This window comes from Pantoea sp. WMus005 (assembly GCF_013415305.1).
GTDB classification, from domain to species: Bacteria; Pseudomonadota; Gammaproteobacteria; order Enterobacterales; family Enterobacteriaceae; genus Pantoea; species Pantoea rara.
Genome location: NZ_JACBXU010000005.1, coordinates 66388 through 89625, shown reverse-complemented (window position 1 = coordinate 89625; position 23238 = coordinate 66388). Strand labels below are relative to the sequence as shown.

The 23238-nt window shown below is 54.1% G+C and carries 22 protein-coding genes; 13 read left to right on the top strand and 9 right to left on the bottom strand.

Annotation, left to right across the window (positions count from 1 at the left end; genetic code table 11):
• Positions 1–13: 13 nt before the first annotated feature.
• Positions 14–691 (bottom strand): SDR family oxidoreductase, encoded by a 678-nt coding sequence (locus HZZ01_RS17335; protein WP_179898764.1) that lies wholly within the window; start codon positions 689–691, stop codon positions 14–16.
• A gap of 229 nt (positions 692–920) precedes the next feature.
• Between HZZ01_RS17335 and HZZ01_RS17330 the strand changes: the two genes are divergently transcribed.
• The gene (locus HZZ01_RS17330) at positions 921–1940 is read left to right on the top strand and encodes a LacI family DNA-binding transcriptional regulator (protein WP_179898763.1); all 1020 of its coding nucleotides are present in this window, start codon (positions 921–923) and stop codon (positions 1938–1940) included.
• 55 nt (positions 1941–1995) lie between these two features.
• Here the strand turns inward: HZZ01_RS17330 and HZZ01_RS17325 are convergent, their stop codons facing one another.
• Together HZZ01_RS17325 and HZZ01_RS17320 are read right to left on the bottom strand one after the other, a co-directional pair.
• The gene (locus HZZ01_RS17325) at positions 1996–2823 is read right to left on the bottom strand and encodes a hypothetical protein (RefSeq protein WP_179898762.1); all 828 of its coding nucleotides are present in this window, start codon (positions 2821–2823) and stop codon (positions 1996–1998) included.
• 1 nt (position 2824) lies between these two features.
• The gene (locus HZZ01_RS17320) at positions 2825–3022 is read right to left on the bottom strand and encodes a hypothetical protein (RefSeq protein WP_179898761.1); all 198 of its coding nucleotides are present in this window, start codon (positions 3020–3022) and stop codon (positions 2825–2827) included.
• Between the two features lie 292 nt (positions 3023–3314).
• Between HZZ01_RS17320 and HZZ01_RS17315 the strand changes: the two genes are divergently transcribed.
• Entirely contained in the window at positions 3315–4301 is a 987-nt protein-coding gene (locus tag HZZ01_RS17315; protein WP_179898760.1) for an aldo/keto reductase, read from the top strand.
• Positions 4302–4308: 7 nt separating this feature from the next.
• On the opposite strand, the gene HZZ01_RS17310 is transcribed toward HZZ01_RS17315, so the two are convergent.
• Positions 4309–5493: an NAD(P)/FAD-dependent oxidoreductase gene (locus HZZ01_RS17310; RefSeq protein ID WP_179898759.1), complete on the bottom strand. Its 1185-nt coding sequence runs from the start codon at positions 5491–5493 to the stop codon at positions 4309–4311.
• A gap of 242 nt (positions 5494–5735) precedes the next feature.
• Between HZZ01_RS17310 and pitA the strand changes: the two genes are divergently transcribed.
• On the top strand, positions 5736–7238 hold the full coding sequence (gene pitA, locus HZZ01_RS17305; RefSeq protein ID WP_179898758.1) for an inorganic phosphate transporter PitA: 1503 nt from the start codon (positions 5736–5738) through the stop codon (positions 7236–7238).
• Positions 7239–7275: 37 nt separating this feature from the next.
• On the opposite strand, the gene uspB is transcribed toward pitA, so the two are convergent.
• Positions 7276–7611 carry a universal stress protein UspB gene (gene uspB, locus HZZ01_RS17300; protein WP_179898757.1) on the bottom strand — a complete coding sequence of 112 codons (336 nt, stop codon included), beginning with the start codon at positions 7609–7611 and terminating at the stop codon, positions 7276–7278.
• Between the two features lie 413 nt (positions 7612–8024).
• On the opposite strand from uspB, the gene uspA reads away from it, so the two are divergent.
• Positions 8025–8462 (top strand): universal stress protein UspA, encoded by a 438-nt coding sequence (uspA, locus tag HZZ01_RS17295; protein ID WP_010253396.1) that lies wholly within the window; start codon positions 8025–8027, stop codon positions 8460–8462.
• 56 nt (positions 8463–8518) lie between these two features.
• Here uspA and rsmJ read toward each other — a convergent pair whose 3' ends face one another.
• Both rsmJ and prlC read right to left on the bottom strand, forming a co-directional pair.
• Entirely contained in the window at positions 8519–9265 is a 747-nt protein-coding gene (rsmJ, locus tag HZZ01_RS17290; protein ID WP_179898756.1) for a 16S rRNA (guanine(1516)-N(2))-methyltransferase RsmJ, read from the bottom strand.
• 8 nt (positions 9266–9273) lie between these two features.
• Complete coding sequence (gene prlC / locus HZZ01_RS17285; protein WP_179898755.1) at positions 9274–11316, bottom strand: oligopeptidase A; 2043 nt, start codon at positions 11314–11316, stop codon at positions 9274–9276.
• Between the two features lie 418 nt (positions 11317–11734).
• Between prlC and HZZ01_RS17280 the strand changes: the two genes are divergently transcribed.
• Entirely contained in the window at positions 11735–12577 is an 843-nt protein-coding gene (locus HZZ01_RS17280; protein ID WP_179898754.1) for a 23S rRNA (adenine(2030)-N(6))-methyltransferase RlmJ, read from the top strand.
• A gap of 6 nt (positions 12578–12583) precedes the next feature.
• Entirely contained in the window at positions 12584–13402 is an 819-nt protein-coding gene (locus HZZ01_RS17275) for a CPBP family intramembrane glutamic endopeptidase (protein WP_179898753.1), read from the top strand.
• On the opposite strand, the gene rnz is transcribed toward HZZ01_RS17275, so the two are convergent.
• Positions 13399–14310: a ribonuclease Z gene (rnz, locus tag HZZ01_RS17270; protein WP_179898752.1), complete on the bottom strand. Its 912-nt coding sequence runs from the start codon at positions 14308–14310 to the stop codon at positions 13399–13401. The genes HZZ01_RS17275 and rnz overlap by 4 nt on opposite strands.
• Positions 14311–14437: 127 nt before the next feature.
• Here rnz and gorA point away from each other — a divergent pair, with 127 nt between their 5' ends.
• A complete protein-coding gene (gorA, locus tag HZZ01_RS17265; protein ID WP_179898751.1) occupies positions 14438–15790 on the top strand; it encodes a glutathione-disulfide reductase in 1353 nt (450 codons plus the stop codon).
• A 69-nt stretch (positions 15791–15859) separates the two neighbouring features.
• Here the strand turns inward: gorA and HZZ01_RS17260 are convergent, their stop codons facing one another.
• Positions 15860–16990 carry an ROK family transcriptional regulator gene (locus HZZ01_RS17260; RefSeq protein ID WP_179898750.1) on the bottom strand — a complete coding sequence of 377 codons (1131 nt, stop codon included), beginning with the start codon at positions 16988–16990 and terminating at the stop codon, positions 15860–15862.
• Positions 16991–17290: 300 nt separating this feature from the next.
• Between HZZ01_RS17260 and HZZ01_RS17255 the strand changes: the two genes are divergently transcribed.
• From HZZ01_RS17255 to HZZ01_RS17230, 6 genes are all read left to right on the top strand, one after another.
• Entirely contained in the window at positions 17291–18064 is a 774-nt protein-coding gene (locus tag HZZ01_RS17255) for an inositol monophosphatase family protein (protein WP_179898749.1), read from the top strand.
• Positions 18065–18356: 292 nt separating this feature from the next.
• Positions 18357–19457: an ABC transporter ATP-binding protein gene (locus HZZ01_RS17250; protein ID WP_179898748.1), complete on the top strand. Its 1101-nt coding sequence runs from the start codon at positions 18357–18359 to the stop codon at positions 19455–19457.
• Positions 19454–20323 (top strand): ABC transporter permease, encoded by an 870-nt coding sequence (locus HZZ01_RS17245; RefSeq protein ID WP_179898747.1) that lies wholly within the window; start codon positions 19454–19456, stop codon positions 20321–20323. The genes HZZ01_RS17250 and HZZ01_RS17245 overlap by 4 nt, the downstream gene beginning before the upstream one ends.
• Entirely contained in the window at positions 20320–21156 is an 837-nt protein-coding gene (locus HZZ01_RS17240) for an ABC transporter permease (protein ID WP_179898746.1), read from the top strand. Before HZZ01_RS17245 ends, HZZ01_RS17240 begins: the two co-directional genes overlap by 4 nt.
• Positions 21157–21187: 31 nt before the next feature.
• Positions 21188–22291 carry an extracellular solute-binding protein gene (locus tag HZZ01_RS17235; protein WP_179898745.1) on the top strand — a complete coding sequence of 368 codons (1104 nt, stop codon included), beginning with the start codon at positions 21188–21190 and terminating at the stop codon, positions 22289–22291.
• A 37-nt stretch (positions 22292–22328) separates the two neighbouring features.
• Entirely contained in the window at positions 22329–23075 is a 747-nt protein-coding gene (locus HZZ01_RS17230) for a glycerophosphodiester phosphodiesterase family protein (RefSeq protein ID WP_179898744.1), read from the top strand.
• Positions 23076–23238: the final 163 nt, after the last annotated feature.

The following is a 23238-nucleotide window of genomic DNA, read 5'->3' as shown; positions in this document are numbered from 1 at the left end:
GCCCCGTATCAACTTACCATTGCAGCTGCTGGCCGGCGTAATCAACGTAGTGATGACCCCCACGTCCGCGCCACTGGGTCAGTTGCTGGACGATACCGGCCGCGCTCTCTTCAGCCGTCAGGGGCGCGCTTTCACCGCCCATATCCGTTTTCACCCAGCCGGGATGCAGCGTTAGCAGCGTCCCGCTCTGTGCGTCAACTGCCGGTGTCAGTGTGCGGCTCAGCATATTCAGGGCGGCTTTGCTGGCCGAATAAATCGGCATCTGCGCCTGCGGGTTTTCATTCAGGCTGCCGAGCTGAGAGGAGGTCAGCGCCAGCACGCCTTCCGGCTTCAATAGCGGCAGTAGAATCTCTGCACTGCGAACCGGTGCTATCGCATTGGTCAGGAACAGCTGTGCCAGATCCTGATCGTCACTCTGCGACACCTTCTGGTGTGAAGGCCCGGAAATCCCGGCGTTGATCAGAATCGCATCGAACGTCCTGCCACTGAGCTGGCTGGCAAGCTGCTGAACCGCCGATGAGTGCGTCATATCCAGCGCATGCCAGTGAATGTCTGGCTTGTTGCCCTGCTCCGGAATGCCACTGCGATGCGTCGCCGTGACCTGCCAGCCCTCACCAGCAAACGCCTGTGCTACCGCCAGCCCGATACCGCGTGAAGCGCCAATAATCAGAACCTCTTTTTGCTGAGCCATATTCATTCCTCGTTAATTGTCCCACTACAAGCTTAACGGGTATTCCGCCAGGACAGCGGCTCGCTGTGCTTTTTAGCCTGAGGACCGCACTGCCGGTAAAAACCTTGCGGCACAGCACTGATGATGGGTTTCCATCATTAAATCGCTTTATCTTTTACTTTTAACCGGTTAGAAGAGATAAACAGTCTGGCAGGCAGCAATTAGTCGCCATTTTTCCCGTGGAGTCTGAATGAAAAAGCTCACCTTAGAGGTGGTGGCAAAAATGGCGGGCGTCGGGATCGCGACGGTCGATCGGGTGCTGAATGAGCGTGGCGGCGTGTCGCTGGAGACCAGCCGCAAGGTCCTGAAAGCTGCGCGCGAAGTGGGACTCAAGCGCCTGCTGCCAGAAGAGTACCAGCATCCGTGGCAAATCGAGGTGTTCCTCAGTAATAACGGCTCATCCTTTTTTCAGCAGCTCACTACCCATTTCAGCGAGGTCGCCAGTCAGCTTGGCTATCGCCGATTGAAATTGCACAAAACCCTGGTGGCTGAAGCGCAGCCTGAGCAGCTGGCGCAAAGCATTATCGCCCGCAGCAGTACCCGCGACGGCATCATTGTATTTGCACACGATTCGCCGCCCATCTATCGCGCTCTTGCGCTGTGCCGCAGCCGCAATGTGCCGGTGATCACCATCGTTACCGATCTGCCCGATGCTGACCGCCTGTGTCATGTCGGCATCGACCAGTATCAGGCGGGCCGTACGGCAGGATTACTGATGAGTAAAACAGTGAGCCAGCCCGGTGACATTCTGATGGTCAGCGGCCGCTTTGATTATCGCGCCCATCGCCAGCGTATCGCCGGTTTCCGGGAGTCGATGGAACAGCGTGCGCCGCAGCGTCATCTGCGTGAGGTGCTATCGGGTCAGGATCAGCGGGAAACTATCCGCAGCGTGCTGGCCCGCAACCTGAAACCATCGCAGGCGATTGCGGGCGTCTACAACACTGGCATGGGCAATACCGATGTCAGCGATACCCTGCGCGCTCATCAGCTGCTGGGTAAATGCACCTACATCACGCATGAGCTTTATGAGGTGACTCGCCAGCTGCTGCTGAACGATGAAGTGGCCTTTACCCTGGATCAGCATGCTCAACAGCATGCCCGGTTAGCGATTGATCTGATGCTGAGTCATCTGGAAACCGGCTATCAACCGGATGTCTATCAGGCGGGTAAAGTCGCGTTTCGGCTCTTTACAGCGGAAAATATGGCGTGAGGGGGATCGGTTTCCCCTGACGATGTCACATCATCAGGGGAAACCGATCGAGCTTTTAACCCGCAGCATCCCGGCTTTTATCATCCGGGCTGTCTGCGTCATCGTTACCCTGACTCTTCTCCACTTCCTGCGGATGTCCCATTGAAAGTGCGGCGGCACTGGCGGGATCAAACAGTGACAGACTCTCAATCTGCTCAACCATGATCACTTTGCGGAACGACATTGCATCTTTGGGTTTCGAATCGAGCGTGATGTCATGCTCCGCGTACCACTTGCTGTAGTTGTGTTCCACTGCCAGCTTCAGTGTCTTGCTATCGCGGTATCCGCTCAGCATCGGGATCAGTACAATGTTTTTGGTGCTCTCATATTCAAACGTCGAGGCATGAATCATGCCGATGTAAATGCGGCGCGACTTCATGGTAATCCATGCCAGTTCACCCTCTTCCATGCACTGAAACAGCAGTTGTTCCACACCATTGGAGCGTGAAAGTTGCTGATAGAGGTCTTTACGACCTGAAACGTTTAGCCGTGCACTGCCTGCCCAGTTTGAGCGATAAAGGCAGAGCAGGATGGAAAAGGCGAGCATGATTACCACCGGAGCCTGGATGCCCAGGAAGCTCCAGTTCATAAACTCTACCTGCCACTTCAGATGCACGCCGGGGATCATCTGAACGGCGTTGGCAATGCCGGAAATACAGAGCAACAGTAACCAGATGATGCCGGTGGCGAAGACACCCTGAAGAACAAAAATACAGCCGTAGAGCGCGACCAGGAAGTAGACATCCCAGCCCGACGAGCGACGGATTTTAAAGCGGCTGTTTAAATCGCGGCTGGTGTACCAGTAACCACTGACCATTAACACCATGAATATTGCGGTACCCACCTCACACTCCCTTTAATGTATTCACATGGCGGGCAAAATCTTCGTGGACTTCCTCGCTCAGCGTGTTGACCGAGATATTGCCGTTCTCATCAATAATGATGCGCTCACCTTCAGCGATTGAATCGTTGATATCCTGACGGGTCATGATCTGCAGAAACTTATCGGGACTGGCAAAGACCGACTTAATAATTTTAAACATAGCGATCCACTTGTTGGCCTGAAAATTGAAGTATGTGACTGAATCCACACTCTTGCCTGTTTAATTTCGGGTGAAATTTCTTAAAATCAAGAAATTAGCGAAGCGACAGCCACCCTGCTCATGCCATTTTTCACTGAAATCTTCAACGTAACCAGCGGCCTGCTGTAGCAGAATCGCATTTTTACCGGGCTGATCGGCAATAACGTAAAATCCCCTCTCCGTCAGGACGCGCTAAGCTCAATGGTTAACCGCTTTCTGTCACCCTGTCTGAAACGCATCGAGGAATGTTTGCATGAAACTACGAACACTGGGCCGTACCGGTCAGCGCGTCTCCGAAATTGGCTTTGGCGCATGGGCTATTGGCGGAACCTGGGGGGAAGTGAGCATGGAGGATGCCAAAGCCGCGCTAAACGCCGCGCTGGATGCGGGCATCACCTTTATTGATACCGCCGATGTCTATGGCGATGGACGCTCCGAAAAAATCATTGCAGAGGTGCTGAATGAGCGCGGCGGTGAGCGCCCGTTTGTGGCTACCAAGCTGGGGCGTCGCCTTTCACCGCACGTGGCCGAGGGCTACAACGCCGAAAACCTCAACGCATTTATCGATCGCTCACGAGAAAATCTGCAGACTGACACGCTGGATCTGGTGCAGCTGCATTGCCCACCGACCGAGGTTTACTACAATCCGGACGTCTTTGCGGTGATGGATGAGATGGTCGCGGCCGGAAAAATCCGTCACTACGGTGTTTCCGTAGAAAAAGTTGAGGAAGGCCTGAAGGCACTGGAGTTTCCAAACGTCTCGTCAATTCAGCTCATCTATAACATTTTCCGCCAGCGTCCGGCTGAACTGCTGCTACGTGAGGCGAAACGCCGTGATGTGGCCATCATTGCCCGTGTGCCGCTGGCGTCGGGCCTGCTGACCGGCAAAATGCGCGCCGACAGCGTCTTTGCCGCTGACGACCACCGCGCCTTTAACCGTAATGGCGAAGCGTTTGATAAAGGTGAGACCTTTTCCGGCGTGCCTTATGAGGTGGCACTGGAGGCTGTTGAGGAGATTCGCCGCTTTGTTACTGGCGACACGACTATGGCGATGTTTGCGCTGCGCTGGATCCTGATGAACGAGGATGTCAGCGTGGTGATTCCTGGCGCGAAAAACCGCGAGCAGGCTGAAGCCAATGCCCGTGCCAGCGACGTCGATGCGCTCTCTGCGGAAACGATGATGGCGCTGAAACAGATCTATCAGGAGAAGATCGCGCCTCACGTGCATCAGCGCTGGTAAACGCGCGTTACAACGCCTGGGCGCAAGCCCAGGCGGAACTCCAGGCCCACTGGAAGTTATATCCACCCAGCCAGCCGGTGACATCGGCCACTTCACCAATAAAGTAAAGCCCCGGTACCGCGCGCGCCTCCATGGTTTTTGAGGAGAGCTGCGTCGTATCCACGCCGCCGATCGTCACTTCCGCAGTACGATATCCCTCGGTACCGTTTGGCTGGATGCGCCAGGCGTGCAGTGACAGCGCCAGCTCGGTTTGCTGTTTGCTGTTGAGCTGCTTCAGGGTGATATCCGGCACCACCTTCAGCGCCTGCAGGACTTCCACCAGACGCTTCGGCAGGATTTTCGCCAGGCTGTTTTTCAGGCTCAGATTCGGATGTGCTTCACGCTGCGCCGTCAGAAAGGCTTCAAGTGGCGTGGCGGGTGAGAGATCGATGGTGACGAACTCACCCGGCAGCCAGTAGCTGGAAATCTGCAATACCGCCGGACCGGAGAGACCCCGGTGGGTAAAGAGCATCGCCTCTTTAAAGCGGGTGCCATCCTGCGCGTCAATCGTAGTCTCCAGCGCGACGCCTGACAGGGTCTGCAACTGCTCCAGCAGCGGCTTGTGCAGGGTGAAAGGCACCAGCGCCGCCCGCGTCGGAAAGACGCTTAGCCCGAACTGCTCCGCTATTTTATAGCCAAACGGCGTGGCACCCAGGCCAGGCATCGACAGACCGCCGCTGGCGATAACCAGCTTTTCCGCCTGAACCGTGCTGCCGTTGAGTTGCAGGGTATAGCCGCTGTCATCGCGTACCACGCTGAGCACTTCACTGCGCAACCGCAGGGTGACATTGCCTTTGTCACATTCGGCCAGCAGCAGATCGACAATCTGCTGGGCGGAATCATCGCAGAAGAGCTGGCCCAGGGTTTTCTCGTGCCAGGCGATCCCGTGGCGATTCACCAGATCGATAAAATCCCACTGGGTATAACGCGCCAGCGCCGATTTACAGAAGTGAGGATTTTGCGACAGATACGCCGCCGGTTCGGTATAGAGGTTGGTGAAGTTGCAGCGGCCACCGCCAGACATCAGAATTTTACGGCCCGGCTTTTTGCCGTTATCCAGCAGTAACACGCGGCGACCCCGCTGTCCGGCCTGAGCGGCACAGAACAGCCCTGCGGCTCCGGCACCAATGATGATAACGTCAAACTGTTCCACTGCGGTTCACTCACTTTACTGGAAAGGCGCAGATTGTAGTGATCTGCTCACTGAGACGCCAGCGTCAAAAAATTGCCGTAAATGTGTCATATTGTATCTGTCTAATATCTAACCCTTTTTCGCTGGGTTATCCTTAAGCCTTACAGCGAAAGGTTAAATTAGCACTATATTTTCCTTTCCCATACAGCACGTTGTCGCGGATAATGCGCCGCGTTCATGTCCTCCAAAAATGGCGTAACGTTATGCTACATCTGTTTGCTGGTCTAGACCTCAGTACGAGTCTGTTATTGGTTCTTGCCCTGCTGTTTGTATTGTTTTACGAAGCGATCAACGGTTTCCACGACACGGCCAACGCAGTTGCGACGGTCATCTATACGCGTGCCATGCGTGCCCAGCTTGCTGTGGTGATGGCGGGTGTATTCAACTTCCTTGGCGTGCTGCTCGGTGGATTGAGTGTCGCTTACGCTATTGTTCATATGCTTCCTACCGATCTGTTATTAAATGTTGGATCGGCTCACGGTCTCGCCATGGTGTTTTCTATGCTGCTGGCGGCGATTATCTGGAACCTCGGCACCTGGTATCTCGGTCTGCCGGCCTCCAGCTCCCATACGTTGATCGGCGCCATTATCGGTATCGGTCTGACCAACGCCCTGATGAGCGGAACCTCGGTGGTTGATGCGCTCAACATTCCGAAAGTCCTGAACATCTTCCTTTCTCTGATCCTGTCGCCGATTGTCGGCCTGGCGATGGCGGGCGGCTTAATCTTTATTCTGCGTCGCTACTGGAGCAATACCAAAAAGCGTGCGCGTATTCATATGACGCCTGCTGACCGCGAGAAGATCGATGGCAAGAAAAAGCCGCCGTTCTGGACCCGTATCGCCCTGATTGTTTCGGCAATTGGTGTGAGCTATTCGCATGGTGCGAATGATGGTCAGAAAGGTATTGGCCTGATCATGCTGGTCCTGATTGGCGTGGCACCGGCCGGTTTCGTGGTGAATATGAATGCTTCCGGTTATGACATCACGCGTACCCGCGATGCGGTCAATCACCTGGAACAGTATTACCAGCAGCATAATGCCTCGCTGAACCACATCATCCAGATGGCACCGCCTAAGCTGCCAACGCCGGAAGAAGTGCCTGCGTCCAGCCCGAAGGAGTTCCACTGTGACAGCGCGCGCGCATTGCAAGCGGTACAGCGTGCTCAGGTGTTGCTGAATAATCTGCAGAGCTACGATCAGCTGACGGTTGATCAACGCGGTCAGATGCGTCGTCTGCTGCTGTGTATCTCGGATACCGCCGACAAAGCGGCCCGTCTGGAAGAGACCTCGCCAGATGACAAACGCTTCCTCAATAAGCTGAAAAGCGACCTGCTTGGCACCATCGAGTATGCGCCTATCTGGATTATTGTGGCCGTAGCACTGGCGCTGGGCGTCGGTACCATGATCGGCTGGCGTCGTGTTGCCACCACCATTGGTGAGAAGATTGGTAAAAAAGGCATGACCTATGCACAGGGAATGTCAGCACAGGTAACAGCTGCGCTGTCGATTGGCGTTGCCAGCTATACCGGCATGCCCGTCTCCACCACGCATATCCTCTCCTCATCGGTAGCCGGTACCATGCTGGTCGACGGTGGTGGATTGCAGAGCCGGACCATCAAGAACATCGCCATGGCGTGGATTTTCACCCTGCCGGTTTGTATTCTGCTGTCAGGTTCGCTCTACTGGATTGCCTTAAAACTGGTGTGATGCCAGCTGACAAAAGGGCGACGCAAGTCGCCCTTTTTTAATGCCAGATTGCCAGCGCCACCAGACTAATGACCACCAATCCACACAGCGCACTGGTCAGAATAAACTGTCCCCGAACCCGCTCGCAGCGTCGGATAAACTCATCGTCATGATGATCAAGATAGCGCTTTGCCCAGATATAGGTGACCAGGCGCACCTGCTTGCTCGGCTGACCGTGAGAGGTGAAAAAACCTGCCCCATCGACATACTGATACAGCAGCGGATCGCATCCCCGTAATACCGCCAACAGCGCGCGAAGAGACGAAAAATAGCGCGCCATATTCACGATACACACCACACAAAGAGCCCAAAAAAGCGCAATATTGCTGATCATATTCTCCCCCTCCCGGCTGGGATCGCAAACAGACCCCGTGTCAGACACCGAGTCCGCCTGCAGAAAAAACCAGCCACTGAATCACCGGACTGCGAAAGTTTTCGACCTCCTGAGCGGCTGTGAACCGGTCCGCCTTTTTTCAGTGTAGGAGATTTCTTTACATTTTTTCCAACGATGATTTTCGTTCAGCGCGAGTAAAACCGGCATAGCCTTGATCTTATTCATAAGCCAGGCGGCAACGGCAGCATTTACAGTGAGAGAAGGCTATACTCAGGGCATAACAACATCATCACCTGCAATGCAGGTAGACACTTTGGTGGCGCTCATCGCCCGCTCGCGCAAGGGATTTCGCTAAGCTGTGACGCGGCAGGAACACCGGATGCCATCCTTAATCTCGTGAAAGGAGTTTTATCATGGCTTATAAACACATCCTGATTGCAGTAGACCTTTCTCCCGAAAGCCAGTTGCTGGTGGATAAGGCCGTCTCGCTGGCTCGTCCGTACGATGCCAGAATTTCCCTGATTCACGTTGATGTAAATTACTCCGACCTTTACACCGGTCTGATTGATGTCAACTTAGGGGATATGCAGAAACGCATATCTGAAGAGACGCATGCGGCGCTGAAAGGATTGTCAGATGCGGCAGGCTATCCGATCAGTGAGACGCTGAGCGGCAGTGGCGACCTCGGCCAGGTTCTGGTTGATGCGATCAGGAAATATGATGTTGACCTGGTGGTGTGTGGTCATCATCAGGATTTCTGGAGTAAGCTGATGTCCTCAGCACGTCAGCTAATCAACACCGTGCACATCGACATGCTGATTGTGCCGCTGCGCGATGAAGACGAGGCATAAGTCAGTCGCGTAACGAAATGAATAAAGCCGGCCTGAAGCCGGCTTTTTTTATACGTTCAGAGCGGGGGATAAATATCAAAGCGATGGCTTTTAGTGACGACCGCCGCCTGCGTTACCACACCTGCCAGTGGCGGTGCATAGTCTGGCCGTTTTACCACGATGCGTTTCTTTGCCAGCCGACGGGCCGGTTCCAGGAGTGCATCCGCATCTTCATCCGGCCCCACCAGCGACTGAAAGACCCGCATCTCCTTTTTCACCAGTGCACTTTTCTGGCGATGCGGGTACATCGGATCGAGGTAGACCACATCTGGCCGCGGTGTGATATCACCCAGCGCCTGCGCGCTGGCCGCATGAATCAGCGTCAGGCGATCGCGCAGCCATGGGCCAATTTCCGCATCCTGATAACCGCGCTGTAATCCATCTTCCAGCAGCGCAGCCACCACCGGATGGCGCTCCAGCATTCGCACCCGGCAACCGAGCGCCGCCAGCACAAATGCATCACGTCCCAGTCCGGCAGTGGCGTCGACCACGTCCGGCAGGTAACCGCCTTTGATACCCACCGCTTTGGCGACGGCTTCGCCGCGTCCACCCCCGAAGCGACGGCGATGTGCCATTGCACCCGTGACGAAATCAACAAAAATACCGCCCAGCTTAGGCTCATCACGTTTGCGCAGTTCAAGGTGCGTTGGGGTCTGCACCAGCGCCAGCAGCGACGCTTCATCGTGCTCCAGCTTCCAGCGCTGCGCTAAAAGTGATAAGGCGCCGTCTCCGGCGCCTGATTCATCGAGTAAACAGATTTTCACGAACCGACTTATCCCTGAATGCCGTAATGTTCCAGCATCGCATCGAGCTGCGGCTCACGGCCACGGAAGCGTTTGAACAGCTCCATCGGCTCTTCAGAACCGCCACGTGTCAGGATGTTATCCAGGAAGGACTGACCGGTTTCACGGTTGAAGATGCCCTCTTCTTCGAAGCGGGAGTAAGCATCCGCCGCCAGCACGTCTGCCCACAGATAGCTGTAGTAACCCGCCGCATAGCCGCCAGCAAAGATGTGGCTGAAGGCGTGCGGGAAACGGCCCCATTCCGGACTCGGGACAACCGCTACGCGACTTTTCACTTCACGCAGGGTTTCCAGAATCTGCGCGCCTTTCTCCGGATTAAACTCGGTGTGCAGACGGAAATCGAACAGGCCGAACTCCAGCTGACGCAGGATAAACAGCGCGGCCTGGTAGTTCTTCGCCGCCAGCATTTTATCCAGCAACGCTTTCGGCAGCGGTTCGCCGGTTTCAAAGTGACCCGAGATAAACGCCAGCGCGTCCGGTTCCCAGCACCAGTTTTCCATGAACTGGCTTGGCAGTTCGACCGCATCCCATGGCACACCGCTGATACCGGAAACGCCAGGCGCTTCGATGCGGGTCAGCATATGGTGCAGGCCATGACCAAACTCATGGAACAGAGTAATCACTTCGTCATGGGTGAACAGCGCAGGTTTGCCTTTCACCGGACGGTTAAAGTTACAGGTCAGGTAAGCAACGGGCTTCTGCAGGCTGCCATCGGCTTTACGCATCTGACCCACACAGTCATCCATCCACGCCCCACCACGTTTGTGCTCGCGGGCGTAAAGATCGAGATAGAAGCTGCCACGCAGTTCACCGGTTTCATCGAACAGATCGAAGAACTTCACATCCGGATGGTAAACCTCAACATCGGTACGCTGCTTCGCGCTGATACCGTAAATACGTTTGACCACTTCAAACAGACCGGCAACCGCACGCTCCTCCGGGAAGTAAGGACGCAGTTGCTCATCGCTGATGGTGTAGAGATGCTGCTTCTGCTTTTCACCGTAATAGGTGAGATCCCACGGATTCAGTTCAGTGACGCCATGCTCTTTTTGGGCGAAGGCGCGCAGCTGCTCCAGCTCTTTTTCACCCTGCGGACGGGCGCGTTTAGCCAGGTCATTAAGGAAGTCGATCACCTGGGACGGGCTTTGCGCCATTTTGGTCGCCAGCGATTTATCCGCATAGGAGTCAAAGCCCAGCAGCTGTGCCAGCTCGTGACGCAGCGCCAGCTCTTCCGCCATGATAGGGCCGTTATCCCATTTACCGGCATTCGGACCCTGATCGGAGGCGCGCGTCGCATAGGCGCGATACATCTCTTCACGCAGCGCGGCGTTGTCGCAGTAGGTCATGACCGGCAGATAGCTTGGGATATCCAGCGTCAGCAACCAGCCTTCCTGCTCTTTGGCTTCAGCCTGTGCTTTCGCCGCCGCCATCGCGCTTTCCGGCATACCCGCCAGCTCGCTTTCATCAGTGATCAGCTTGCTCCAGCCCATGGTGGCATCAAGCACGTTGTTGCTGTAAGCCGAACCCAGTTCAGAGAGGCGCGCGGCAATTTCGCCATAACGCTGCTGTTTATCTTTTGGCAGACCAATACCGGAGAGTTCAAAATCACGCAGGGCGTTATCGACCGCTTTCTTCTGCGCCAGATCCAGAGCCGCGTACTGATCACCCTCTTTAAGGTTGCGATACGCCTGATAGAGGCCTTCATGCTGACCGACCCAGGTGCTGTATTCTGAGAGCAGTGGCAGCGTCTGCTCATAGGCTTCACGCAGCTCCGGGCTATTTTTTACCGCGTTAAGATGGCTGACCGGTGAGAAAATACGACTCAGGCGATCGTCGGTTTCTGCCAGCGGCTGAACCAGATTATCCCAGGTATAGGGCGCGCCCTGTGCAACGACTTTTTCAACTTCAGCGCGACAGTGGCTCAGCACTTCCGTCACGGCAGGCACCACATGTTCAGGCTGAATGGCAGAAAAAGGCGGTAGCGTAAAAGATGTCAGTAGCGGATTGGTCATAGCACAGTCCTTTAGAGATGTATGGGGCGCAGCGGGTCGCGCAACGCAATCTAAGTAACATGCGGCTTAGTGTAGTGAAAATCAATGGCAGCCAGGATGAGGTGAGGAAGAAACGCGCGGATCACCGCACGGAAGATGCCTGCTTTTGTCTGATGCCCGGGATGCTGACTGGCGCACCAGGCAGATTTACGCGTCTGGAAACCACAAACCTCACTCGCCACCCTGAACCGCGCCCAGCAATCCCGATTTGTTATCACGCTTCTGGCCCATCAGCCGGTCATCCCTGATATAATCGCCGATTCTCATGCTTTTCCTGCATCGGTTGCTGTGCGTCGTTCTGTGGGTAATACGTGGGGTAATAATTGGTATAAATTGATTTTCCATCAATTAAAACCTTATACATTCAACAGGATAAACAATGCTGAGTTATCGCCATAGCTTCCATGCTGGCAACCACGCCGACGTGCTGAAGCACACCGTTCTGAGCCTGATCATCACGGCGCTGAAAGAGAAAGAGAAACCGTTTTTCTACCTTGATACCCATGCGGGCGCAGGTCGCTATCAGCTGAGCGGCGAGCACGCCGAGCGCACCGGTGAATATCTGGAAGGCATCTCTCGTATCTGGCAGCAGCCGGATGCGCCGGAATTGCTGCAACCCTATTTTGATGCGATTCGTGCCCTGAACCGCAGTGGCACGCTGCGCTACTATCCGGGTTCGCCGCTGATCGCCCGTCATCTGCTGCGTGAAGATGACAGACTGCAACTCACTGAGCTGCACTCCAGCGACTATCCGCTGCTGCGTAACGAATTCAGCAAAGATGACCGCGCGCGCGTCGATCGTGCCGACGGTTATCAGCAGTTAAAATCGAAACTGCCCCCCCTGTCGCGTCGCGGTCTGGTACTGATCGATCCGCCGTATGAAATGAAAAGCGACTACCAGGCAGTAGTGAAAGGCATTCAGGAAGGCCATAAGCGTTTTGGCACCGGCGTCTTTGCGCTGTGGTATCCGGTGGTGTTACGCCAGCAGATCAAACATATGCTGCGCGACCTGGAAGCGACTGGCATCCGCAATATTCTGCAGATCGAACTGGCTGCCCGTCCGGACAGCGATCAGCGTGGCATGACCGCCTCCGGCATGATCGTGATTAACCCACCGTGGAAGCTGGCCCAGCAGATGAATACCCTGCTGCCGTGGCTGCACCAGAAACTGGTCCCGACCGGAACGGGTCACTATGCGGTGAATCAGATCGTTCCTGAATAAATCCTCATGTGGCTTCTGCTGGCAGGCGCGCTGGGCGCGCTGCAACCCGCACGGCGGCTGGCGTTACTGCTGTTAGCGCTCGCCGCGCTGCTGGGGTTTTATCATCAGGTCCTGACGTGGCCGGTGTTACCGCTGCTGGCGGGAATCGCCGCACTGGTCGCACTGCGCCGCTTTGACCCGATGCATTCCCGACTACACATCCTGAGCGAAGCGCTGCTGGTGCTGATTTCGCTGGGACTGTTACTCCATCTCTTGCCCGGCTTTAACAATCCCCTCCAGATCGATGAGGTAAAGATTGGCGCGCAGAGCCTGCCGTTCAGTTTTTCCTTCAACTTCGATAAAGCGCTAATCCCCTTTGTGCTGCTGGCCTGCCTGCCGACGCTGTTCCGCGCTCGTGCCTGCCCGCCGCGTTATCCATGGGTAGCCGCACTCGCGTTAATCGCCGCCGTGCCGCTGCTGTTGGGTAGCGCCGTGCTGCTGGGAGGGCTGGCGTTTGAGCCGCACAATCCGCCGTGGCTGGCCGCGTTTATGCTGGCGAATCTGTTCTTCGTCTCGCTGGCCGAAGAGGCGCTGTTCCGGGGCTATCTGCAACAGCGGCTGAGAGAGGCGTTAGGCGGTATGCCCGCGCTGTTGTTAAGTTCGCTGCTGTTCGGGCTGGCACATATCCAGGGCGGCGTGCTGCTGGTTGTTTTCGCCTCTCTGGCTGGTCTGCTTTACGGTCTGGCGTGGCACTGGAGCGGCCGTTTATGGCTGGCGACCGCCCTGCACTTTGCTCTTAACCTCACCCATCTGCTGCTGTTTACTTATCCGGCACTGCATCACTAAACAGTGAAGACGGCCAGGTCCGAGGCCAGCTCGGTGCAGGGAAAAATGGTCTGGCACTCTGCCAGCAGGCGGCTCATGTCCTTTGCCAGATAGCGGGAGCTGAAATGGGTGGCGATCATCCTTTTTGCCCCGGCGCGCTTTGCCACGTCGGCAGCCTGCAGCGTTGTGGAGTGCCCGCGCCCGTTGGCTTTTTCCACCATTACCGCCTCCAGCGTGGTTTCATGCACCATCAGGTCAACATCCGCCGCCAGTTGCAACGCGACCTCGGTCGGTGCGGTATCGCCAAAGATGGCCAGCTTTTTGCCGGGTGTTGCCGGGCCCAGATAGTCAGCACCGTTGACCACCCGTCCATCCTCCAGCGTCACACACTCACCCTGTTTCAGCTGCTGAAACCACGGACCGCGTGGTACCCCTTCCGCTTTCAGCCGCGCGGCATCCAGCAGGCCGGGTTTGTCATGCTGTTCAATGCGGTAGCCAAAGCACTCCACCGGATGGCTCAGCGGCCAGGCACTGATACGAAACTCACCGTCATCCAGCGTCCAGCCCGCCTCAATCTCAACAATGGTCAGCGGGTAGTCGGTGTAGGAGCCGCTGATCGACAGCGCTGTCTCAACAAAGGTTTTTAATCCCTTGGGGCCATAGACCGTCATCGGTGAGGTCAGTCCGGCCATCGACCGGCTGGTGAGTAATCCTGGCAGTCCGAAAATATGATCGCCATGCAGGTGAGTGATAAAAATCTTATCCAGCTTGCCCGGTTTCAGGCTGGAGCGCATAAACTGTAATTGCGTGCCTTCCCCGCAGTCGAACAGCCAGGTTTCACCACTCAGCGCGCGGGTAAAAGCAATGGACGTCACGTTACGTTGCAGGCTGGGAGCACCGCCGCCGGTGCCGAGAAAAGTAAGGTGCATGGTATGCTTCCCTGTAAGCGAATAAAAAACAGAACCCTATTACAATCATAGGCGCAAACTTTGCGTCATTTCGACCCGCAGCGTTACACTCAACCCCAATTTTTTATGCAACCGGATGGATACTTCAATGACCCGACATTTCGACTATCTCGCCATTGGCGGCGGCAGCGGCGGCATCGCCTCGATTAACCGTGCAGCTATGTATGGCCAGAAATGCGCCCTGATTGAAGCGAAAGAACTGGGCGGCACCTGCGTGAACGTGGGTTGCGTGCCGAAAAAAATCATGTGGCATGCCGCGCAAATCGCCGAAGCGATCCATCTCTACGGGCCGGATTATGGCTTCGACACTACCGTGAATCGCTTCGACTGGGCCACACTGGTGAAAAACCGCAGCGCCTACATCGATCGCATCCATAACTCTTACGACAACGTACTGGGTAAAAACAAGGTTGAAGTCATCAAAGGCTTTGCCCGCTTTGTCGATGCGCACAGCGTTGAAGTTAACGGCGAGATTATCACAGCCAACCATATTCTGATCGCCACCGGCGGTCGTCCGGTTCACCCCAACATTCCGGGTGCGGAGTACGGTATTGATTCCGATGGCTTCTTCGAACTGGATGCCCTGCCAAAACGCACCGCGGTGATCGGTGCAGGCTATATCGCGGTCGAACTGGCAGGCGTGGTGAACGCGCTGGGTTCAGAAACTCACCTGTTCGTGCGTAAACATGCGCCGCTGCGCAGCTTCGATCCGCTGCTCACTGAGACGCTGGTCGAGGTGATGAACACTGAAGGCCCGGCGCTGCACACAGAATCCATTCCAAAAGCTGTGATTAAAAACGGCGATGGCAGCCTGACGCTGCAGCTGGAAAACGGCAGTGACTATACCGTGGATTGCCTGGTATGGGCGATTGGCCGTGAGCCTGAAACTGACAATCTCAACATTCAAGCCGCTGGCGTGGCGTTGAACGACAAAGGCTATATCAGCGTTGATAAATTCCAGAACACCAGTGTGTCAGGCATCTACGCCGTGGGCGACAACACCGGTGCGGTTGAGCTGACGCCAGTGGCGGTTGCGGCAGGTCGCCGTCTCTCTGAGCGTCTGTTTAACAACAAACCGGACGAACATCTGGATTACAGCAATATCCCGACCGTGGTGTTTAGCCACCCGCCGATTGGCACCGTGGGACTGACCGAGCCTCAGGCACGCGAACAGTATGGCGATGACCAGGTGAAGGTCTACAAATCGTCGTTCACCGCCATGTACACCGCCGTCACCCAGCATCGTCAGCCGTGCCGCATGAAGCTGGTCTGTGTGGGCGCAGACGAGAAAATTGTCGGCATTCACGGTATCGGATTCGGTATGGATGAAATGTTACAGGGCTTCGCCGTGGCGCTGAAAATGGGTGCCACCAAGAAAGACTTTGATAACACCGTGGCGATCCACCCGACCGCAGCAGAAGAGTTTGTGACGATGCGCTAGCAACTTACTCCCTGGTCATGCGCATGACTTACCGTTACTCGCTGAAACGTTGATCTGCGGGTAACGGCCTTAATGAAAATAGGTTTCCCGCAACGGCGTCAACGCCGCGCCCAGTGCCGAACTGTCCCCCTCAATGGCGCTTAGCAAAATATCCGGATATTCCGCAGAAATATCCCAGCGTTTACCCGAACAAGTCCGCGGCATGGCTAAGAACATCTCGCCCAGCTTACGGGGAATTTCGCCTCCTAAGATAATGGCAGCGGGATCGATCACCGCATTCATCGCATCCATTGCCCGATGCAGGTTTGGTGTTACGTCTTCTACCCACTGTTGCGCAATCGGCCAGGCCGGATCAAATTTATGATTGAGATCGCGAATATCTTTAATTTCAATACCGCCGTGACGTAACCGATCGATCAGGATCCCCAGAGCCGGCCGCAGCTTGCCCTCTTCCGGCGTAAAAATACGGCTGATCTCCCCGGCATTACCAAATGCACCCTGAAACGGTTTACCGTTAATCACGATGCCACCGCCGAATCCATAATTAAAAGAGAGATAACCAAACGTATCGTATTTCAGCCCGGCACCTAAAAAGGCTTCAGCGTGCGCCGCCGTCGTGGCGTTATTTTCAATCCATACCGGCCGATCAAATAACATGGTAATTTCACGGCGCAGATCGATGCCCATCCAGTTTTTTAAAGGTTCAGGCGGATTGAAATACTTTCGTGAATCATAAAGAAAGCCCGCCATGCTGTATCCCACACCACAGATTTTTTCTGGCGAAATACCGTATTGTTTTAAGGTATCCAGATAGTGATGTTTGATATTGAGTAAAGTACGGGCAGGGTCGTGCGGATGCGTATCCAGTACGCAGTATTCTGTAATACCGCCGCGGAAATTAATCAGACTGGCGGCAACGCTGTCTGAGTTAATAGAGATGCCGTAACCATAACGCGCATTCGCATTCAGTGATAATGACGGGCTGGGCTTACCTCTTCCCTGGGACGGTGATTCCCCCAGGCTGAGAAAGCCGTTTTCGGTCAGCGTATCAACAATGCGGTGAACAGATGACTGATTCAGAATGGTTTGCGAAACCAGCGAGGAGCGGGAAATGCCATCATTGCGGCGGACAAGCTCCAGAATGAGTTTTTCACTGCGATTAAGTTCGACGTCACGACCAGCGGAATATCCATGAACCACAGCGTTGTCCTCACCGTATTTATTAATGGGTTCTGTTAATACCCTAGCATGCTTTTATGCATGACGAATAGTAAAGGGCTGTGCCTTTACCTTTTAGTAAAATGTACTGATTTTCAGCCTTTCCTGCCCTGCATTCTCCGATCATAAAAGCATCATAATAGTGAAACATAACAAAGAGACACTCTAATATGATGCAATGCGCATTATATTAAAAGCGAGCCTTATGCCCGGAGGGGTACTTGCACTGTGCACAGGGTTCTGTCTGGATCCACACACTTCTTTTTATGCATCAGGTAAACAATGGAAACGCGCTTAAAGGTGGCTGAACGCATCGCACAAGAGGCCTCACTTTTGGCTCTTAACTATTTCAGACAGCTGAGGGAATTAGCGGTCTGCGAAAAAAGGCCGCAGGATGTCTTCAGTGAAGCCGATCGGGAAGTGGAAAATCTGATTCGGCAGCGTCTGGAACACCATTTCCCCCAGGATTCTATTATCGGTGAAGAGCATGGCGGTGAGCTCAGCGCCAGCTACTGGTCTGTTGATCCTATTGATGGTACGAGTAACTTCCTGCGCGGCTCGTCATTGTGGGGGATTTCTGTTGGCTATGTACACGATGGCGAGCCGGTTATGGGCGTGATCGTGCATCCCGTTTTAAACCTCATGGTGAGCGGCGGCAAAGAGACAGGGGTTTATCTGAATGGTGAACCCTTTGAACGGCCTGTGGTTGCCGAAGGGCTTAAAACTGTGGCGATGGGTGACAGTCCATCATGGGATTTCACCCATCAGCTCTGTATTGAAAAGGCCTATCGGGACGACGGCTGGAATGTCGTGCGCTATCGCTGTGCCACCGTAGGTTTAACCTTCAGCGTGCTGGGTTACGTCGACGGTTATCAGGAATGTTTCAGCAGCATGTGGGACGTTTCTGCGGGCTATGCCCTCTGTAAAGCGGCGGGACTGGATGCGCATCTTGCCGGCACACAGGAAAAAAGCAGCACACATGTGAGTGTCGGCACACCCGAAATGAACCGCCTTGCCGCCCGGTTTATCCCTTATCCTCGTTTTACTCCTGCCTGACCACGCATTGCCCCGGACTTACCTTATCACTGCATTTAAGGACAGCGTCTTCCCGCTGTCCTGCCCTCTACAGGCATTCTTTTAGAATCGCCTTACTTTTCATCCTGAATATTAATCGAAACGCATAAAAATATTTAGCACGTTAAACATACGACTTCAAAGTAAAAATCCAATTCACTGTTATTAGTTGGTTTTAAAAAGTTAATAAATTCTTAACCTGTCTGAAATTGCTAAAATTCAATATGCCGAATTATTATGCATATCGCATTAATTTAGAATCACCTGGTATTTTATGACGGAGCAGTCCAACGTGAATACGCTAGAAATCCACAATGCCATGCTGACGTTCGACGATTTTGTCGCGCTGAACAGCATTTCACTGCAGGCCAAAAAAGGGCAATTTGTTTCCCTGCTTGGCCCCTCTGGCTGTGGCAAAACCACGCTGCTTAAAGTTATTGCCGGCTTTTACAGTCTTGATAGTGGCGAAGTACTGATCCACCAGCAGGACATGCATCATGTCAAACCTGAACATCGCGACACGGCGATGTGCTTTCAGTCCTATGCGCTTTTCCCTCACCTTTCCGTTGCTGAAAATATCGGGTTTGGTCTAAAGCAGATGAAGATGGCAAAAACGGACATTCACGATCGTGTAGCGCAGACCGCCGCTCAGGTATCGCTGAATGCGCATTTGCCTAAAATGCCAGCGCAGTTATCCGGCGGTCAGCAGCAGCGCGTGGCGCTGGCCAGAGCCCTGGCCGTGCGTCCGGAAATCGTGTTGTTTGATGAGCCGCTGTCAAATCTGGATGCCAAATTACGCGACAAGGTACGACTGGAGATCAGACAGCTTCAGCGCTCCCATGGGTTTACCGCCATTTATGTTACCCATGACCGTGCAGAAGCCCTGTCGATGTCGGACGTTGTGGTAGTCATGAATGCCGGAAAGATTGAACAAACCGGTACGCCGGATGAGATCTATTACTCCCCGATAAACCGCTTTGTCGCTGGTTTTGTCGGTCAGGCTAACGTCATGAAAGCCCGCGTACTGGATAGCGACAGCAGCACCGGTATTTATCGCATTGCGTGCGTACTGGGCGAAATGGAAATCCATAGCCCTGTGCCGCCCGTATCGGACAAGGTCTATGCCTTCTGGCGCCCTGAGGATGCCCTGCTGAGCGAACACGGTACCGGGAAAAACACGCTGGCCTTCGGGATCGGTGCAGTCAGTTTTCTGGGCAACCTTTCTGAACTTCAGGTTCATCCGTTGGGCCATGAAGAAACGGAATATCCGTGTTGTATCCAGCTGGTCGGTAAAAACCCCATCCGCGAAGGTGACAATGTAAATTTCTCTATTGCGCCAGATAAGATCCGCTTTTTACGGGAAAGCTATTTATGAAAACGCGCAACCGGAACAGGCTCTGTTGGTGGCTGGTCCTGCCCGCAGTCGCACCGGTAATCATCACTATGGTGCTGATTGTGATCATGGCGTTGACGCAATCCGTTGGCCTGTTTAATTTTGGCGCACCGGCGCACTTCACGCTTCAGTACTGGCAAACCATTCTGAATGACAGCCAGCTGTGGCGCGCGACAGACTATTCGCTCAGAATCGGCGTCATCAGCGCGGTGCTATCCGTTGCCCTGGCGCTTCCGCTGGCACTGTGGCTGAGAAAGCCTTTCCCCGGCTCGCTGCTGATAGGCGGCTTACTCAAAGCCCCGCTGATGGTACACGGGCTGGTAGCTGCACTGCTGTTTATCAACCTGATTTCCTGGCAGGGCTTTATTAACCTGGGCTTGCTCAAGCTGGGGATCATCTCTCACCCCATCAGAATGCAGAATGACCGCTGGGGAATTGGCGTGATTATTTTGCAGGTCTGGAAACAGCTTCCCTATGCACTGCTTATCATTACCGCCAGCCTGCGCGCGATTGGCGACGAAATTTTTAATGCCGCGCAGGATTTGGGTGCTGGCAAGACTGCCCGGTTATTACAGATCATCCTGCCCTTATCTATCAAGTCCGTTCAGGTATCGCTGGTACTGATCTTCATCGGTGCCCTGGGTGACTTTTCATTCCAGGTCGTTGCGGGCCCGACCAGCGTGTTCTCGCTTTCGCAGTACATGCTGCGCTTCCCTGAAATGAGCGCGCAGGGCTGGAATCTCTCGGCCGTTGTCGCGGTGATTTTAATGCTGGCGGCTTTTGTCGGGGCAGTCGTGCTTGCCGCCCTGGCGAAGTGGCTACAACAAGCCGGAGAACAGCGATCATGAAAGCCAGACAGACCTTATCCCCGCTGCGGATCGTCATGATGATCATTATCACCGCTCTCTTTATGCTGTGGCTGGTTATTCCCTTGATCCTGACCGTCCTGTGGTCACTGGTCGATAAAACCCATCCGTGGGCATGGCCAGATGCTCTGCCGCCGGTTCTCTCACTGGGCCGCTGGGTGGAAGTATGGACCACGACCGCGTTACCGCAGGCGCTCAGGAACAGCTATTTACTGGCGGCAACCGTCTCCGTGTGCACGCTGGTGCTGTCTCTGCCTGCCGCGTGGGCGTTTGGCAGAATGTCGTTTACGGGCAAAGACCTTTTACAGAATGCGATCTTATTGCCGCTTATCGTTCCGGGCTTTGTCGTTGCGCTGTTTTTTTCCATGTTGCTCAACGTAGTGGGTATTCACAGCCGGTTTGGCGGCATTTTGACAGGGCATATTATTATCCTGATGCCTTATGCCGTACGCATTATGACCCTGTCGTTTTCGCAGATACGCCAGGATACGCTTGATGCGGCACGAGATATGGGCGCTTCGGTGATAAACCGTTTTTTAGTGGCCTGCCTGCCCACCCTGAAACCGGGAATATTTGCTGCATTAATTATTGTTTTTACGTTATCAATAGAAGAGTTCGCCATAAGTTTCATTGTTGGCTCACCCGATTTTATTACCGTCCCTACCATTCTGTATTCTTATCTGGGTTATAACTTTATTCGACCCAATGCGGCGGTCATTTCTTTAATGCTGGTTATACCGAATGTCATTTTAATGTTGATTGCAGAAAAATTACTGACAAGAAATCCTGTCGCCGCCTTTGCAGGAAAAGGCTGACAGTCTTTAATTCGCGTTATTGGGGAAACATATGTTCAGACTCGTTGCTGCAATATTATTGCTGGCTGGGGCTTTCTATAGCCAGGCTCAGGATTTAACCACGATGAACTGGGAACAGATTGTCGAACAGGCGAAAAAAGAAGGGGAATTAACCTGGTATCAATGGTATTACCAGGACCGTTTAAAAGAGCAGGTCAGCCTGTTTGAAAAACAGTACGGTATTAGCGTTACCCTGTCGGAAGGTACACTACAGGGCAATATTAATAAACTCATGGCAGACCGGGGACGGGATACGGGTGATATTGATCTGTTTTCGATTGGCGGCGGGGCCTTCGGGACCGTATCACCTCAGCAAACGTTTTTTGGCCCGATTAATACACTGCTGCCGGCAGGCAAAACCCTGAACTACACCATTGAGGGAACGGACAGTAAAGGCTATGGCGTGGCATTTTGGGGCAACCAGACCGGTCTGGCCTACGATTCGCGCCGCCTGAAAGAAAGTGAGTTACCGCGAACACTGCCGCAGATTACGGCTTTTTTGCAGAGTCATCGTCAGGAATTTGGCTTCAACGTTGAAAACGGCGGATCCGGCCCGGCCTTCATTGAATCGGTGACGCGCACACTGGTACCGGGTTTTGATTTCACGAAAGGCGATGCGGACGTAAAAAGCCTGACGGCTCTTCAGCCCGCCTGGAAGTGGTTCAAACAGCAGCGCCCCAACTACATCATTACGGCCTCCAATGCCGACAGCATCACCCGACTGGTCAGCGGTGAATTCCTGCTGGTTCCCGCCTGGGAAGATTACCTGATGGGATTAGAAAACCACGGTGAAGTCCCGAAAACGATCCGGCTTTATATCCCCGATTTCGGCATGCCCGGTGGCGGAAATATGGTGGCGATACCCAAAAACGCCCCCCATAAAGCGGCAGCGTTGCTGTTTATTCACTGGCTGACGCTACCCACCACCCAACGGCTGTTCCAACAGGTTTACGGCATTACCCCTCAAAACAAAGAAGTGAATCGCGATGCGGGGCTAATCAACAACAAAGAGCGCGTTTATGGCACTCAGTTCATGCCTAAACCGCTGGGTGATGAAGTCAGAACCGAATTTTCTAACCAGGTTTTGCTCAGGTAGACCTGCGATAAAACCCTAACAGAAGGTAAAGCCAGGAATGTCGACCAAAAAACAACCTGCACGTGTAGTGAACTCACGCCTGATTGCCCATCGGGGCGCACCACTGCTGGCACCGGAAAACACACTACCTTCGTTTCAGGCGGCTGTTGAACGCGGCGCGACGTGGATTGAGGTGGATGTCAAACTCACCAAAGATATGCAACCGGTCATTATTCATGACGATTCCGTAAACCGGACAACGAATGGCAAAGGCTATGTGGCGAATTTAACTCTGGAAGAGATTCGGTCGCTGGAGGCTGGGGTGTGTTACGGCCACCTTTTCAAGGGCGTGAAAGTGCCTACGCTGGCTGAAACTGTCGGCTTTGTACTGGATAAAGGCGTCGGGCTGCAACTGGAAATCAAACCCACCTCCGGGCAGGAAGTGGAAACGGCGGAGATAGCGATCGCTCAGCTGAAGTCACTGTGGCCAGCAAACGAGAAGAAGTTATTTATCAGCAGCTTCTCTGAGATTTCGCTGCAGGTTGCCGCAAAGCTTATGCCTGACGTACCGCGTGGGCTGGCGGTTTGCATCCCGCCGAAAGACCCCGCGGCGCTCCTCGCCAGAACAGATTGCCAGATCCTGCATTTCCTGGGTGACTTCGCGACGGACGAAGACCTGGCGCGACTGGCCCGTTCAGGTATTGAATTCGCGATTGCCACGATCAATGACCCGGTTCTTGCCCGAAAATATATTGATGCAGGCGCACAAACAGTATTAAGCGATATACCCGACTTAACCTTTTAATAAAAAATCGCCAGGAAATACGCTGCAGGAATGCAATAACACCAGGGGAATTTATTATAGAAAGTGGCCATAGCCTTTATGGCCATTATAACCATTTTATTATTTATTAAAAAAGACGAAAGTGATATCGAAATAAATGCCGCCCTGGGCGGTAATATCCTCA

Excerpts from the sequence above, each read along its gene's own strand:
- HZZ01_RS17335 (WP_179898764.1), bottom strand. The coding sequence starts at position 691 with ATGGCTCAGCAAAAAGAGGTTCTGATTATTGGCGCTTCACGCGGTATC.
- HZZ01_RS17330 (WP_179898763.1), top strand. The coding sequence starts at position 921 with ATGAAAAAGCTCACCTTAGAGGTGGTGGCAAAAATGGCGGGCGTCGGG.
- HZZ01_RS17320 (WP_179898761.1), bottom strand. The coding sequence starts at position 3,022 with ATGTTTAAAATTATTAAGTCGGTCTTTGCCAGTCCCGATAAGTTTCTG.
- HZZ01_RS17315 (WP_179898760.1), top strand. The coding sequence starts at position 3,315 with ATGAAACTACGAACACTGGGCCGTACCGGTCAGCGCGTCTCCGAAATT.
- pitA (WP_179898758.1), top strand. The coding sequence starts at position 5,736 with ATGCTACATCTGTTTGCTGGTCTAGACCTCAGTACGAGTCTGTTATTG.
- uspB (WP_179898757.1), bottom strand. The coding sequence starts at position 7,611 with ATGATCAGCAATATTGCGCTTTTTTGGGCTCTTTGTGTGGTGTGTATC.
- uspA (WP_010253396.1), top strand. The coding sequence starts at position 8,025 with ATGGCTTATAAACACATCCTGATTGCAGTAGACCTTTCTCCCGAAAGC.
- prlC (WP_179898755.1), bottom strand. The coding sequence starts at position 11,316 with ATGACCAATCCGCTACTGACATCTTTTACGCTACCGCCTTTTTCTGCC.
- HZZ01_RS17280 (WP_179898754.1), top strand. The coding sequence starts at position 11,735 with ATGCTGAGTTATCGCCATAGCTTCCATGCTGGCAACCACGCCGACGTG.
- HZZ01_RS17275 (WP_179898753.1), top strand. The coding sequence starts at position 12,584 with ATGTGGCTTCTGCTGGCAGGCGCGCTGGGCGCGCTGCAACCCGCACGG.
- rnz (WP_179898752.1), bottom strand. The coding sequence starts at position 14,310 with ATGCACCTTACTTTTCTCGGCACCGGCGGCGGTGCTCCCAGCCTGCAA.
- gorA (WP_179898751.1), top strand. The coding sequence starts at position 14,438 with ATGACCCGACATTTCGACTATCTCGCCATTGGCGGCGGCAGCGGCGGC.
- HZZ01_RS17255 (WP_179898749.1), top strand. The coding sequence starts at position 17,291 with ATGGAAACGCGCTTAAAGGTGGCTGAACGCATCGCACAAGAGGCCTCA.
- HZZ01_RS17250 (WP_179898748.1), top strand. The coding sequence starts at position 18,357 with ATGACGGAGCAGTCCAACGTGAATACGCTAGAAATCCACAATGCCATG.
- HZZ01_RS17245 (WP_179898747.1), top strand. The coding sequence starts at position 19,454 with ATGAAAACGCGCAACCGGAACAGGCTCTGTTGGTGGCTGGTCCTGCCC.
- HZZ01_RS17240 (WP_179898746.1), top strand. The coding sequence starts at position 20,320 with ATGAAAGCCAGACAGACCTTATCCCCGCTGCGGATCGTCATGATGATC.
- HZZ01_RS17235 (WP_179898745.1), top strand. The coding sequence starts at position 21,188 with ATGTTCAGACTCGTTGCTGCAATATTATTGCTGGCTGGGGCTTTCTAT.
- HZZ01_RS17230 (WP_179898744.1), top strand. The coding sequence starts at position 22,329 with ATGTCGACCAAAAAACAACCTGCACGTGTAGTGAACTCACGCCTGATT.